This window comes from Serinicoccus sp. CUA-874, assembly GCF_001942225.1.
GTDB classification, from domain to species: domain Bacteria; phylum Actinomycetota; class Actinomycetes; order Actinomycetales; family Dermatophilaceae; genus Ornithinicoccus; species Ornithinicoccus marinus.
Genome location: NZ_MKJZ01000008.1, coordinates 38,849 through 52,126 on the forward strand (window position 1 = coordinate 38,849; position 13,278 = coordinate 52,126).

Annotated in this window: 11 protein-coding genes, 1 tRNA gene and 2 pseudogenes; 9 read left to right on the forward strand and 5 right to left on the reverse strand. The window is 73.2% G+C overall.

Annotation, left to right across the window (positions count from 1 at the left end; all coding sequences use genetic code 11):
• The first annotated feature begins 64 nt into the window (after positions 1 to 64).
• The 3 genes from tmk to BJF80_RS03210 are packed head-to-tail and all read left to right on the forward strand — an operon-like array spanning position 65 to position 3,490.
• Positions 65 to 724: a dTMP kinase gene (tmk, locus tag BJF80_RS03200; RefSeq protein WP_075811279.1), complete on the forward strand. Its 660-nt coding sequence runs from the start codon at positions 65 to 67 to the stop codon at positions 722 to 724.
• Positions 721 to 1,884 carry a DNA polymerase III subunit delta' gene (locus BJF80_RS03205; RefSeq protein WP_075811281.1) on the forward strand — a complete coding sequence of 388 codons (1,164 nt, stop codon included), beginning with the start codon at positions 721 to 723 and terminating at the stop codon, positions 1,882 to 1,884. The genes tmk and BJF80_RS03205 overlap by 4 nt, the downstream gene beginning before the upstream one ends.
• A 16-nt stretch (positions 1,885 to 1,900) precedes the next feature.
• Entirely contained in the window at positions 1,901 to 3,490 is a 1,590-nt protein-coding gene (locus BJF80_RS03210) for an alpha/beta hydrolase (RefSeq protein ID WP_075811283.1), read from the forward strand.
• A 76-nt stretch (positions 3,491 to 3,566) separates the two neighbouring features.
• On the opposite strand, the gene BJF80_RS03215 is transcribed toward BJF80_RS03210, so the two are convergent.
• From BJF80_RS03215 to BJF80_RS03225, 3 genes and pseudogenes are all read right to left on the reverse strand, one after another.
• Positions 3,567 to 3,643: transfer RNA gene (locus BJF80_RS03215), tRNA-Thr, on the reverse strand.
• 160 nt (positions 3,644 to 3,803) lie between these two features.
• Complete coding sequence (locus BJF80_RS03220) at positions 3,804 to 5,336, reverse strand: DUF3352 domain-containing protein (RefSeq protein WP_075811285.1); 1,533 nt, start codon at positions 5,334 to 5,336, stop codon at positions 3,804 to 3,806.
• 185 nt (positions 5,337 to 5,521) lie between these two features.
• Positions 5,522 to 6,038 (reverse strand): annotated as a pseudogene (locus BJF80_RS03225) (inorganic diphosphatase).
• A gap of 94 nt (positions 6,039 to 6,132) precedes the next feature.
• Between BJF80_RS03225 and BJF80_RS03230 the strand changes: the two are divergent.
• The 5 genes and pseudogenes from BJF80_RS03230 (at position 6,133) to hpt (ending at position 10,539) form a co-directional block, all read left to right on the forward strand.
• Complete coding sequence (locus tag BJF80_RS03230) at positions 6,133 to 7,641, forward strand: D-alanyl-D-alanine carboxypeptidase/D-alanyl-D-alanine-endopeptidase (RefSeq protein WP_075811287.1); 1,509 nt, start codon at positions 6,133 to 6,135, stop codon at positions 7,639 to 7,641.
• A 76-nt stretch (positions 7,642 to 7,717) separates the two neighbouring features.
• Positions 7,718 to 8,860 (forward strand): Rv3626c family coenzyme F420 biosynthesis-associated protein, encoded by a 1,143-nt coding sequence (locus BJF80_RS03235; protein ID WP_075811289.1) that lies wholly within the window; start codon positions 7,718 to 7,720, stop codon positions 8,858 to 8,860.
• Between the two features lie 13 nt (positions 8,861 to 8,873).
• A pseudogene (locus BJF80_RS21745) lies at positions 8,874 to 9,068 on the forward strand (tRNA lysidine(34) synthetase TilS); the annotation flags it as partial.
• 47 nt (positions 9,069 to 9,115) lie between these two features.
• A complete protein-coding gene (locus BJF80_RS03240; RefSeq protein ID WP_321166336.1) occupies positions 9,116 to 9,910 on the forward strand; it encodes a tRNA lysidine(34) synthetase in 795 nt (264 codons plus the stop codon).
• Between the two features lie 77 nt (positions 9,911 to 9,987).
• Entirely contained in the window at positions 9,988 to 10,539 is a 552-nt protein-coding gene (gene hpt / locus BJF80_RS03245; RefSeq protein WP_075811291.1) for a hypoxanthine phosphoribosyltransferase, read from the forward strand.
• A gap of 22 nt (positions 10,540 to 10,561) precedes the next feature.
• Here hpt and BJF80_RS03250 read toward each other — a convergent pair whose 3' ends face one another.
• Positions 10,562 to 11,386 carry a hypothetical protein gene (locus BJF80_RS03250; RefSeq protein WP_143553948.1) on the reverse strand — a complete coding sequence of 275 codons (825 nt, stop codon included), beginning with the start codon at positions 11,384 to 11,386 and terminating at the stop codon, positions 10,562 to 10,564.
• Positions 11,387 to 11,699: 313 nt separating this feature from the next.
• Between BJF80_RS03250 and BJF80_RS18105 the strand changes: the two genes are divergently transcribed.
• Positions 11,700 to 12,623: a hypothetical protein gene (locus BJF80_RS18105; RefSeq protein WP_075811297.1), complete on the forward strand. Its 924-nt coding sequence runs from the start codon at positions 11,700 to 11,702 to the stop codon at positions 12,621 to 12,623.
• A gap of 231 nt (positions 12,624 to 12,854) precedes the next feature.
• Here the strand turns inward: BJF80_RS18105 and BJF80_RS03265 are convergent, their stop codons facing one another.
• Positions 12,855 to 13,142 (reverse strand): hypothetical protein, encoded by a 288-nt coding sequence (locus BJF80_RS03265; protein WP_075811299.1) that lies wholly within the window; start codon positions 13,140 to 13,142, stop codon positions 12,855 to 12,857.
• Positions 13,143 to 13,278: the final 136 nt, after the last annotated feature.

Below are 13,278 nucleotides of genomic sequence, written 5' to 3' on the forward strand. Positions count from 1 at the left end.
ACGGGTGAGGCGGGCGCTGTGGATGGCGGGAGGGAGCGTCATACCCGTCCCGTAGGCTTCCCACGTGACCGACCAGCCGAGCCCTGACGCGCGACGCGGACGTCGGCCGGGGCTCTTCGTGGCGGTCGAGGGGGGTGACGGTGCGGGCAAGTCGACCCAGGCCGACGCGCTGGCCGGCTGGCTGCGCGAGCAGGGGCATACCGTGCTCCGCACCCGCGAGCCCGGGGGGACTGCGCTCGGGCGCTCCCTGCGCGAGCTGGTGCTGCACGGGGAGGACGGTTCGGTCACCCCGCGCGCCGAGGCCCTCCTCTTCGCCGCCGACCGGGCCCACCACGTGGCCACCGTGGTGCGGCCGGCGCTGGAGGCGGGTGAGGTCGTCATCACCGACCGCTACCTCGACTCCTCGGTGGCCTACCAGGGCGCCGCCCGGGAGCTGGGCCACGACGAGGTCCGCGACCTGTCCCTGTGGGCGGTCGAGGGGCTGCTGCCCGACCTGACCGTCCTGCTCGACGTCAGCGCCGAGCAGGGCCGCCGCCGGCGCGGACAGGTGCACGACCGGGTCGAGCGGGAGGGCGACGACTTCCACGACCGGGTTCGCCAGGGCTTCCTGGACCTGGCCGCCGAGGCCCCCGGCCGTTACCTCGTGCTCGACGGGGAGCAGGACCGCGACGACATCCAGGCGGCGGTCCGGGAGCGGGTCGCCGGGCTGCTGGAGCACCGATGAGCGTCTTCGCCCAGCTGGTCGGGCAGCAGCGCGTGGTCGACACCCTGCGCCGGGCCGCGTCCGACCCCGCGGCGATGACCCACGCCTGGCTCTTCACCGGCCCACCGGGCTCGGGACGCTCGGTGGCGGCCCGCACCTTCGCCGCCGCGCTGCAGTGCGAGCGGGCGCCGGCCGCACCGGAGGCGGTCGGCTGCGGGGAGTGCCAGCCGTGCCGGCTGGTCATGGGTGGCAGCCATCCAGACGTCCGGATCGTCGACACCGACCAGACGTTCATCAAGGTCGACGAGGCCCGCGAGCTGGTGCTGGAGGCGCAGGCCCGGCCGAGCCTGGGGCGCTGGCGGGTCGTCATCGTCGAGGACGCCGACCGGCTCAACGACTTCTCCGCCAACACGCTGCTCAAGTCGCTGGAGGAACCCACCGCGCGGACGGTGTGGATGCTCTGCGCCCCCTCCCTCGAGGACGTCCTCGTCACGATCCGGTCACGCTGCCGGCACGTGCGGCTGGGGACACCGCCGACCGCCGCCGTCGCCGACCTGCTCATCGAGCGCGACGGCATCGACCCCTCGATGGCGCACTACGCCGCCAGGGCCGGTCAGAGCCACATCGGCATCGCGAAGCGTCTCGCGATCGACGAGCACGCACGGGCGCGTCGCCGCGAGATCACCTCGATCCCGGTGACGCTCACCTCCCTCGGCGACGCGCTGCGGTCGGCGCAGGACCTGGTCGACGAGGCCGGGGAGGGCGCCAAGGCCACGTCGGCCGACCATGCCGAGGAGCAGCGGCAAGAGTTGCTGACCCAGCTCGGCGCCGACCCGTCGGCACGGACCCAGCCGCCGTCGGTCCGGGCCCACCTGAGGCGGCTGGACGACCGGCTCAAGGCCGAGGCCAAGCGGCAGCAGCACGACAGCATCGATGCTGCCCTGACCGACCTCGCCTCGGTCTACCGGGACGCGCTGCTCGTCTCCACCGGGGCGTCGGTCGACCTGGTCAACGCCAGCGAGCCGGAGCAGATCGCGACGCTCGCACGTTCTTTCACCGCCGAGCAGCTGCTGGGTGCCCTGGAGACCATCGGCGAGGCGCGGCAGCGGCTCATCGCCAACGGCGCGCCGTTGCTGGTCCTGGAGGCGATGATGATTGGCTTGCTCCTGCCCCGGGGGTGAGAGGACAAGGGAAGGGATGGGATCGCAGGTGCGGACGTCGAGGACGGCCAGGTGGGTCGCCGGGATCAGCGCGCTGTCGCTGCTGGTGGCCTGCACGCCCGGTGAGCCCGGGACCCAGGAGCCGGAGCAGGACAGCGCGGGCGCGAGCGCGGACGAGGGGTCGTCGGCCTCCACCACCACGTCGACCCCGCTGGCCGACGGCGCACCGGAGGGGCTCGAGGAGTTCTACTCCCAGCAGCTGGAGTGGAGCAGCTGCGAGGGCGACTTCGAGTGCGCCTCGCTGACCGTCCCCATGGACTACCAGGAGCCGGACGGCGCGACCATCGACCTGGCGCTGCTGCGCTCGGCGGCCTCCGGGGACGCGAGAGGATCGCTCGTGGTCAACCCCGGCGGTCCCGGTGGCTCCGGTGTCGACTACGCCATGCTCTCCGGCATGACGATCAGCGGGGAGGTGCGGGAGGCCTACGACGTCGTCGGGTTCGACCCGCGCGGGGTCGCGCGATCGGCGCCGATCACCTGCTTCGAGGACGAGCAGATGGACGAGTTCCTCTCCTCCGACCCCTCTCCTGACGACGCGGCCGAGGAGGAGGCCTCCGAGCAGCTGATGGAGGACTTCGCACAGGCCTGCGGGGAGCGCGCCCCGGACCTCGTCGGCCACGTCTCGACGGTCGAGGCCGCGCGCGACATGGACGTGCTCCGGGCCGCTCTCGGCGACGAGCAGATCACCTACTTCGGCGCGTCCTACGGCACCTTCCTCGGCACCACGTATGCCGCGCTCTTCCCCGACCGTGTCGGGCGGATGGTGCTGGACGGGGCGATCGAGCCCGACCTCACTGGGCTGGAGATGGGGCTGGGGCAGGCCGAGGGCTTCGAGCGAGCGACCCGCGCCTACGTCGAGGACTGCGTCGCCGGGGGTGAGTGCCCGCTGGGGTCCGACGTGGAGTCCGCGATGGCCCGCATACCAGCCTTCCTCGACGAGCTCGACGCCGCGCCGCTCCCGGTCCAGGGTGACGCCGCGGAGGAGCTCACCGAGGGCTGGGGGATGTACGGCATCATCGTCGCGATGTACGACGAGAACGCGTGGAGCGTCCTCTCGCAGGCCTTCGAGCAGGCCTTCGCGGGGGACGGGACCATGCTCATGTACCTCGCGAACCTCTACGCCAGCCGGAGCAGCGACGGCAGCTACGACGGCAACGGGATGCAGTCGATCTATGCCGTGAACTGCCTAGACCGTCCCGCTGAGGCCGAGGAGGAGGACCTCGACTCGGCGGCGGTGGAGCAGGAGTTCGAGGAGGTGTCACCCACGTGGGGTCGCTATCTCGCCGGGGATGGCGCCTGCGGCAGCTGGCCGGCGGAGGCCGCCGAGACGATCGAGGACTACTCGGCGCAGGGCGCGGACCCGATCCTGGTCATCGGCACCACCCGTGACCCCGCGACGCCGTACGAGTGGGCCGAGGGACTGGCGCAGACGCTCGACTCCGGAGTGCTGCTGACCTACGACGGTGACGGGCACACTGCCTACGGGCGCTCCAACGACTGCATCGACGAAGTGGTCGACGCCTACCTGCTGGAGGGCACGGTGCCCGCCGAGGGCACGACCTGCTGAGTCTGTGAAGCGGTCGGCCCACCCCCCGCCGCAACGTAGGACGCCCCCGCAGCTGCGGGGGCGTCCTGTCGTCTGCTGGAGCCGCCTGGGGGAATCGAACCCCCGACCTATTCATTACGAGTGAATCGCTCTGGCCGACTGAGCTAAGGCGGCGCGTGACCCGTCCTGGGCAACCCGACGAGGATACCGAACGACGGTGGCCCACCCAAACCGCCGGTAGCCGGGCCACACACGCCGTGGCCCCCGGCGGGGTGCCGGGGGCCACGTGCCGTGCTGGTGCGGCGCGATCCTCATCGGATCGCCGCGGGGAGCCTCACTCCTGCTCGTCGGCCACGATCCGCATGGTGAAGTGGCCGTCGCCACCCTCCTCGACGACGCTGGACGCGCCGACCGCCGCCAGCTTCTCCAGGGCGGTACGCGCCTTCTCGTCGGTGACCTGCGGAAGGTAGAACTGCTCGAACGGCGACACGTCCAGGAAGAACGTCGACTGCGCCTCGGAGGCGTCGGCCACCGCCCGGGTGAACAGGTCGCTGTCGCCCAGGGTGTCGCCCTCGCCCTCGGCCACGGCGTCGACGTACGCCTGGTCGGTGCCCAGCGTCAGCGTCCCGTCGTCGTCGCGGCTCACGAGCATGCCCGCGCCGAGACCGTTCTCGTTGAGCAGCTCCTGCGCCCGCTCGGTGTCCGTCGTCACCCGGTAGGCGACCGGCAGCTCCGGGACGCCCGGGTCGGTCTGCGACATGCCGGTGACGGCACCCACGATGTCCGGACCGACGGCCAGCGTCATGGAGTCGCCGAGCGCGACCTCGAGGTCGTCCGGCAGCACGAACCCCTCGGCCTCGGCGGCGTCCGCCGCCTCCTGGAGCTCCTCCGCGTAGTCCTGCGAGTAGTAGTCCCACATGGCCTGGACCGTCTCGCTACCGTTCTCCACGGAGAGCGCCACCGCGGTGTCCGCGGGGAGCTGGGTGACGAGGGGGTCGCCACCACCCGCCGGCACCTCCATGCCGGCGACGTCGCGGCTGACACCGTGCATCTCGATGGCGTCCGGCGTGAGGCGCACGGTCGCGGCCACCCGGCCGGTGATCTCGGGCTGCTCGCCGCCCATCCCGAGCTGCTCCTGGGTCATCTCCAGGCTCGGGTCGAAATCGCTGGGGTCGATGTCGTCGAGCTGGGCCATGTCGGCCCACATCGCCACGACACCCGCCTCGCCCAGGTCGTCCATGTCGGAGGTGAAGTTCTCGTTGTCCGACAGCGTGCCCGCCTCGGCGGCCGAGCGCACGGCGTCGAGCGTGGCGGCCTCGCTGAAGACGATGTAGTCGCCCTCGATGTAGTAGCCCACCTCGTCGGACTGGTCAGCCATCTGCTCGTCGAGGAAGGCCATGGCGGCCTCGCCGTCCTTGACCTGGAGCGCAACCGCGACGGCCGGCTCCTCGTCCGCGCCGGAGGGCAGCATCGCGACGCCGGCACGGTCGCCGAGCCAGGGCTCGATGTCCTCCTCGAAGGAGACGCCCTCGGGCACGTCGCCCTCCGCCTCGATCTGCTCCCACACCCACTCGCGCCACTCACCGTCGGAGAAGCGCTGCTCGAGGTCGCTGTCCAGGCCCTGGAAGAAACGCACCGCGGCGACCTTCTGGCCGGCGGAGGGGTCGAGGTCGATCTGGGCGTATGCCGCCACCTCGCCCGGCAGGACGCTGTCCGGGCGGTCGCCGCCGCCGTTCATCATCAGGGCGAAGGCGGTGCCACCCCCCAGCAGCGCGGCAGCGGCGACACCGCCACCGATGAGCAGCCACGGCGTCTTGCGGCCCCCCTCGGTCACGTCGTCGCCGTTCGTCTCGGTCACGGTCGTCATGTCATCTCCCCTTGGGTCTGGCGCGGCGATCCGCGCCCGTCGTCACCACCTCGGCCAGTGGCCCTGCGCAATCCAGCCTAGCGCGGCGGCGGCGGGGGTCGGGTCCCCGCACACCGCTACGACGGCATACCCTCCGGTCCGGTTCCCTCACGCGGTCGACAGGAACCGACCGCAGGACGAGCCGCTCAGTGCTTCGGCATCGGCCAGCGTGCGGTGGAGACGCCGTGCTCCTGCGCGCGCTTGCGGGCCTCCTCCACGCAGGTCTCGGCCTCCTCGCGGCCGGCCCAGTGGGCCCCCTCGACCGACTTGCCGGGCTCGAGGTCCTTGTAGACCTCGAAGAAGTGCTGGATCTCCAGGCGGGTGTGGGTGCCGATGTCGTCCAGGCTCTGGATCCCCATCTTGCGCGGGTCCTCGGCCGGGACGCAGATGATCTTGTCGTCGCCGCCGGCCTCGTCGCGCATGTGGAACATGCCGATGGGCCGGGCCAGGACCAGGCAGCCGGGCCAGGTCGCTCGTCCAGCAGCACCAGGCGTCCAGCGGGTCGCCGTCCTCGCCGAGGGTCTCCTCGATGTAGCCGTAGTCCGCCGGGTAACGCGTCGCCGTGAAGAGCATGCGGTCCAGCCGGATGCGGCCGGTCTCGTGGTCGACCTCGTACTTGTTGCGGCTGCCCTGCGGGATCTCGATCGTCACGTCGAACTGCATCTGCTGCTCTCTCTGGCTCGGGGACGGCATAGGCTCGGGCTCAAGTGTCCCTCATCCCGGAGGGTCACGACGACGGAGGTCGAGCACGCCTGTGATGCACCCGCGCCCCGCTCCCCGGCGAGCCCCACGGTACGCCCTCGCGGCGACCGCGGTGGTCGCGCTGCTCGTGGGAGCGGCGACGCCCTCGGTCGCAGGGACCTCCGAGACGGCGGACGAGGCCACCAGCACGACGGGTGCCCCCGCCGCGGACGACGCGAGCGGCACCTCCGACGCGCCCGCCGGCCCGGCGGAGGTCCGTCCGCAGGTCGCGGCTGTGGCCAGCCCCGTCGCCGCGGTGTCCGCGGCGCCGGTGCCGGACCGGGCGACGGTGTCGGTGCGGATCGGCGACGAGCTGGACAGCACCTGGCTCGGGGGCACCAACCGGCGCGCCGTCGCGATCCGGGACGCGCTCACCGGTGAGTCGCTGGCGGACCGCAATGCGGACCGGTTGGTGACTCCCGCCTCCACCACCAAGCTGCTGTCCGCCGCTGCGATCGTCACCGGCCTGGACGGCGAGCACACCTTCACGACGCGGGTCGTCGCCGGGGCCGAGCCGGACGAGGTGGTCGTCGTCGCCGGCGGCGACATGCTGCTCGCCGACGGCGCGGGGAACCCCGAGGCCGTGGCCGGTCACGCCGGCATCGGCGACCTCGCGGCGCAGACCGCGGCGGCGCTGCAGGAGGACGGCGGTCCCGAGGGCACCGTCCGGGTCCGGCTCGACCTGTCCTACGTCGCCGGCCCGCACGCGATGCCGACGTGGTCCGAGCACTGGATTCGGGAGGGCTGGAGCGGGCGCATCGTCCAGCTGGGCCGGTCGGGGGACCGGGCGCTGCCTTTCAACCCCTCGCCCGCCTCCCCCGAGCAGGAGGTCGCCCGGGTGTTCCGCGAGGCGTTGGCGAAGGAGGGGATCGAGGTCGTCGGCGCCGGGGACGAGGATGCGCAGGCGCAGGAGGTCGAGGCTGTCGAGGGCGCCACCGAGCTGGCCAGCGTCGAGTCGGCGGCGGCACGCGACGTGCTCGCGCTCGCGCTGGCCACGAGCGACAACGCCATGGTGGAGCAGCTCGCCCGGCAGGCGGCGGTCGCCGACGGTGGCAGCGCAGAGCAGGAGGCCGTCACGGCGTGGATCCGGCAGGCCGTGAGCGAGGACTACGGGCTGGAGCTGGACGGGGTGCGGATCGCCGACGCGAGCGGGCTGTCGGACGGCACCCAGATCCCGGTCGGCGTCGTCGCCGACGTCCTCGTCGCCGGGGCCGACGGCTCCCACCCCGCGTTGCAGGACGTCCTGGCCGCGGGTGGGCTGCCGATCGCCGGCTACACCGGCACGCTCGCGACCCGCTTCCACCTCGACCGGCACGAACCCGCCGTCGGCACGGCGCGCGCCAAGACCGGCACCCTGCCCGGCGTGAGCTCGCTGGCCGGCACTGTCGTGAGCCGAGACGGCCGGCTCCTGGTGTATGCGCTCACCGCCGACGACTTGGACGAGGGCACCGCCGCCATCGAGGCGGCGTCGGTGCTCGACGAGGTGGTGGCCGAGCTGGCCCGGTGCGGGTGCCAGGCCGAGTGACGGGAGGCTGGCCCACCACGACGAACGGGGGCGGCCCGGCTCGCCGGGCGGGTGCGGCACGGCATACCGTCGCCTCATGAGCGACCACCTCGAGCCCGCGGCCGACCGCACCCAGGAGCCCGTCGACGACGTCCGCGGCAGCGCCCTGGTCGACTGGGACTTCGCCGCTGCGGCCGCGACCCGGATCGCCCCGGCCGGACCCAGGGCGAGTCGGCGTGAGGTCGCCGACCTGGTGGCCGAGCTGCGGTCCGCAGCCGCCCGCGCGGTGGAGCCGGTGGCGCAGACCGCGCAGCTGTCGACGCCGCCGGGGACCCCCGAGGCGCTGGTCGTGGACCGGGCCGGCTGGATCCGCGCGAACTGCGCCTCCATGGGGGCGATGCTCGAGCCGGTGCTCGACGAGGTCGTGGCCAGGAAGCGCACCGCCGACCGTGCCCGCGCCGAGCGGGCGGGCCGCGAGCTGCCCGAGATCGGCGCCACGTCGCAGGCGATCTCCTCCAAGGTGACCGGCACCGAGGTCGCGGGTCTGCTCTCCTGGATCTCGACCAAGGTGCTGGGTCAGTACGACCTGGCACCGCAGGGCACTCCCGCCCTCATGTTCGTCGCGCCCAACGTGCTGGCCGCCGAGCGCGAGCTCGAGGTGGACCCGGGCGACTTCCGCCTGTGGGTCGCCGTCCACGAGGAGACGCACCGGGTGCAGTTCACCGCGGTGCCGTGGCTGCGCGAGCACCTCATCGAGCGGGCCCGGAGCATGGGGACCCGGATCATGCCCGAGCCGGACGACCTGGGCCAGCGGCTGCGCGAGATCGCGGCGGCGCTCCCTGGTGTCCTGCGGGGCGAGGAGGACATCACGCAGGTGGTGGCGACCCCGGAGCAGCGGGAGAAGCTGGCCGAGGTCACGGCGGTGATGTCGCTGCTGGAGGGGCACGCGGACGTCGTCATGGACGAGGTCGGGCCCAGCGTGATCCCGTCGGTCGCCGAGATCCGGCGACGGTTCACCCAGCGCCGCAAGGGAGCCGGCAACGTCGACAAGCTGCTGCGACGGCTCCTCGGCATGGAGGCCAAGATGCGGCAGTACAAGGATGGCGCCGTCTTCGTGCGCGGGGTCATGGACCAGGTGGGGGTCGAGGGCTTCAACCGCGTCTGGACCTCGCCCGACACGCTGCCGCGCCCGACCGAGATCGCCGATCCACAGGCGTGGGTCGCGCGCGTCCACGGCTGAGCGCCGCTCCGGTATGCCCGGTCCGCCCCCGGCCGTGGCCGCGGCCCGTCTCGCGGTGCGGCGCTGGCTGGAGGACGCCGGGCCGGCACCGGACTCCCTCGTGCTGGTCGCCTGCTCCGGGGGCGCTGACTCGCTCGCTCTCACGGCGGCCACCGGCTTCGTGGCGTTGCGGGCGGGGTTCCGTGTCGGGGCCGTGATCGTGGACCACGGGCTGCAGGGCGGGTCTGCGACGATCGCGGCGCGCGCCGCCGAGCAGTGCCGAGCGCTGCTGCCTCCCGGGTCCCCGGTGGAGGTCGGGCGGGTGCACGTCCCGGCCGCCCGGCCGGTCCGGAGGGGCAGGCACGGGCCGAGAGGTATGCCGTCCTCTTCGCCGCGGCGCAGCGCCTCGGCGCGTCGGCCGTGCTCACCGGGCACACGCGGGACGACCAGGCCGAGCAGGTGCTTCTGGGGCTCGCGCGCGGGTCCGGTGCACGGTCGCTGGCGGGGATGCCGGCGGCCCGGTCCTTCGGCGGCACGGAGATCCTCCTGGGCCGTCCCTTCCTCGGTGGCCGGCGCAGCCGCCGCGCCGGGCCCGATGAGGGGATCACCCGGGACCAGACGGAGCGGGTCTGCACCGAGCTGGGGCTCGACCCCTGGAGCGACCCGCACAACGAGGTCGACGACTACGCCCGGGTCCGCGCCCGCCGCGCCCTGCGGCTGCTCGAGGACGAGCTCGGGCCGGGTCTCGCGACGAACCTCGCCCGCTCCGCCGGCCTGCTCCGGGACGACGCCGACGCGCTCGACGCCGCCGCGGAGGAGGCATACCGGAGCCTGGGTGCGCCGCCCTGGCCGGTGGCGGGGCTGGCCGCCCTGGAGCCCGCGGTGCGGACGCGGCTCTACCGGCGCTGCGCGCGGGAGGCGGGCAGCTCCGGCACCGACCTCACCAGTGAGCACCTGCTCGCCGTCGACGCCCTGGTCACCGACTGGCACGGCCAGGGCCCGCTGCACCTGCCCGGCGGCGTCCGGGCCGGCCGCGGGAAGGACGGTGTGTGGTTGCGCGGGAGGACGTAGTTGAATGAGGCTGCAGGAGAGCGCGCCACCAGGTCCCGGTGGGCGCGGAGCCGCCACGGACCTGAGGAGCGAGCTGCGTGGACGCCGAGCACATGGGTGACGACCTGGCCGAGGTGCTGCTGACCGAGGAGGACATCCACGGACGGCTCGAGGAGCTGGCCGAGGAGGTCTGGGCCGACTACCACGACAAGGACGTGCTCCTCGTCGGTGTGCTCAAGGGGGCCATCATGGTGATGGCCGACTTCATGCGCGCGCTGCCGGGCTCGGCGGAGGTGGACTGGATGGCCGTCTCGAGCTACGGGTCGGGCACGAAGAGCAGCGGCGTCGTGCGCATCCTCAAGGACCTCGACACCGACATCACCGGTCGGCACGTCCTCATCGTCGAGGACATCATCGACTCCGGCCTGACGCTGTCGTGGATCCGCACCAACCTGCTCTCGCGCGGCCCCGCGAGCCTGGAGATCTGCACGCTGCTGCGCAAGCCCACCGCGGCCAAGGTCGAGATCGACACCCGCTACGTCGGCTTCGACATCCCCGAGGCCTTCGTCGTCGGTTATGGCCTGGACTACGACGAGAAGTACCGCAACCTGCGCGTCATCGGCACCCTCGCCCCGCACGTCTACAGCTGAGCGTCCCTGCGGCGGGAGGCGCTCAGAACGGTGGCGGTCCGTCGTCCTGAGCGGTTCCTGCTTCGTCCGCCCGCAGTGCGCTCTCCCCGGCGTCGGGCGTGAACGCGTCGGTCCAGTGCTCGGCCCGCAGGATCGCGCGTGGCTCCGTGCCCAGCAGGGTGTCCGGGTCGGGCGTGCTCGGGTGCGGCCCGGTGACCCTGCGGCCGTCTCGGGCCCGGGTATGACGGACCCACACGGCGCGAAAGGCCTCGGTGCTCCTGTTGTCGCCACCCAGGGTGTCGCCACCCGGGTCGTCGTCGGCCGCCTCGAGCGGCCCGCCGGCCTTGCGGTGGCACAGCGCGGCGTAGACCAGCACCGAGGCGAGGTGGCGCCGGGCCTCCGCGGACAGGGGTGTCGAGGTGTCGGGCGAGGCTGGCGGCGGCCGCTCTGCTGAGCCGGTGTCTTCCGGGGGCCGAGGGCGGGGGCTGCGACCGCTGAGGTACTGGCGGTAGTCGTGTGATCTCGTGCGGTAGAGCCGGTCGAAGAAAGAGGTCCAGGTGACCGTCCGCGTCTCGTCGATCTGCGCGGCCCAGAACTTCTGGGTCTTCATGGCGTGGAAGACGGTGTCGAGGGACTGCAGGTTGGGCTCGCTGGTCGGGCCGCCGAGGAGGTACTCCGTGACGTGGTCCAGCTGGCCGTCTCCCGACGGGAGTGTGCCGTCGGGTGCGCGGGACAGCAGGTCGGCGGCGGCGACCTGACGGCGCATCGCCGCGTCCGGCTTGTAGCGGGCGATCGAGCGTTCGATGCAGCGCCCGTCCGCCGGGTCGACGAGGAGCCGGTAAAGCGTCGTGCCGGCCGAGCCCACCATCCGGGCGATCTCCCCGGGTGGGGACGAAGCAGGAGGACCGGCCGATCACCCGCCCGACGCCCGGGGCCGACCCGGTCGCGCGGTGCTGGTCGTCCTGCGGGGGAGATGTCCCGCCAGCGAGGCTGTCCCAGGGCACGACGACCTGGAGCTGGTACGTGGGGCTGCCGGAGATCACCCGCGCGAGGTCTGCGACGTCGTCCGGGGTCAGCAGGTGGGCGAGGTCGACCTCGCTGCGGCCGCCGTCGGACATCGCTGCGTGGTGAATGGCGGCGTCCGACGGGCGGTCATCGGTGTGCCCTAACGGGAGGGTGCCGTGCAGGAGCAGGGCGCGGCCGAGGTCGGAGCGGAGCTGGGCCTCGGTGCGCGGGTCCCCGGCCGCGCGGGCACGGTGGGCCATCTGGTGCAGCCGGTCCAGGCAGGCGGTCGTCGAGGCCGCATCCCCGGTGAGCACGACCTGTCCGGTGCCGTCGTCGTCGACGATCCCGAAGGCCGTCCTGCCCCGGTGCCGGTCGGCCCGGGCCTGCGCCTCGGCCTCCGGGTCACGCGACCTCGCCCGGGTGACCTCCCGCTGCAGCGCTTGCACGAACTGCTTGGCGCCCCAGGGCCGATCAGCGACGCCACCGCCGCTGTCCAGTCGCTCAGGGCAGACCTGGTCGGCCTCCGCGCTGGGGGAGAACAGGGACTGGGCCACGTCCGCGGCGTGCTCGTGGGGCAGTCCGGCGGACAGCCGCCAGAAGTGCTCGATCTGGAACCAGCTGGCGACTCCACGCCGCAGCCCCTCCCGCACGGGTGCGGAGACGGCGCGCGGCGCGAGGGCCAGGGCGACGAGCTGGCGCGCCCGCCCCCGGCCCAGACCGGTCAGCGTCGCGACCTCGAGGGCGGTGACGGACTTGGTCCGAGCCCGCCAGCGGTCCCGCGCGGTGGTCGAGAGCTCCCCGGGGTCCGCCACGTCGGAGCGGGCCAGCAGCTCCTCGCCCGTCCTGGCCGCGAGCTGCGCGGTCAGGTGGATCCTCGCCTCCTCGAGCCGTCCCGCCAGCACCTGGAGCACCTCGATCCCGTCGAGGCAGGCATCGGGGGACAGGCCCACGGTTCCCTGGAGGCCCGGCTCTGCCGTCGCGAGCAGCTCGTCCGTGGCGGCCATCGACAGCCACCGAGAGCCGTCCTGCGACCCGTCGTGCGGATCCTGCTGCACGGGCTGCGCCGCCATCGTCATTCACCCCCCGGTGAGTCGAGCTGATGCTCGATCTTAGCACTTATGTTCGATCGATGTCGAGAGTTGTCCACACCGGGTCGTCCCATCTCGCGGCATCGCCCCGCAGGTCGTCGGCGACGGCGCTGGACGGGGCATCGGTGAATCAGGGCAGGGCTGAGTCAGGACGTGGGTGACGGTCCGACGGGATCGAGAGCGACGCCGGTCGGCAGGAGCAACGGTCGGGAGTGCCGCGATCGGGGCCTGTGCTGGTCCAGGTCAGGCCTGGTGCACGAGCTCCCTCGCCCGGCCGAGGACAGGGATCATGTCGAGGAGGGCTGGTCCGGGCTCGGGCGGGCCACCCTCCGACGCGACGACTGTGACGGCGACCCGGTGGGCACCCTCGGCCGCCCGTTGCCGGATCTGCTCCGCGACGATCTCCGCCGAGGTCCCGACGGCGACGGTCTGGAAGACGAGCACCTCCGCCTCGCCGTCGCGACCGCTCTCCCGCCGAGCAGCCCGGACCTGCGCCGCCGCGTCGGGCAGCGCCTCGGCCCGGTCGACCACGACGCCGTCACCCAGCTCACCGGCCAGGGCGAGCGTCCTAGGAGGGCGCTGAACAAGGCGCGATCGCGGGGCGGGTTTGGCGTGAAGGGGCTGGCGGAGCGCCACCAGGGCCGTCTTGCGGCGGTGGGGTCAGCAC

Coding starts and splice junctions, on each gene's coding strand:
- BJF80_RS03205 (WP_075811281.1), top strand. CDS start 721: ATGAGCGTCTTCGCCCAGCTGGTCGGGCAGCAGCGCGTGGTCGACACC.
- BJF80_RS03210 (WP_075811283.1), top strand. CDS start 1,901: ATGGGATCGCAGGTGCGGACGTCGAGGACGGCCAGGTGGGTCGCCGGG.
- BJF80_RS03220 (WP_075811285.1), bottom strand. CDS start 5,336: ATGACGACCGTGACCGAGACGAACGGCGACGACGTGACCGAGGGGGGC.
- BJF80_RS03230 (WP_075811287.1), top strand. CDS start 6,133: ATGCACCCGCGCCCCGCTCCCCGGCGAGCCCCACGGTACGCCCTCGCG.
- BJF80_RS03235 (WP_075811289.1), top strand. CDS start 7,718: ATGAGCGACCACCTCGAGCCCGCGGCCGACCGCACCCAGGAGCCCGTC.
- BJF80_RS03250 (WP_143553948.1), bottom strand. CDS start 11,386: ATGGTGGGCTCGGCCGGCACGACGCTTTACCGGCTCCTCGTCGACCCG.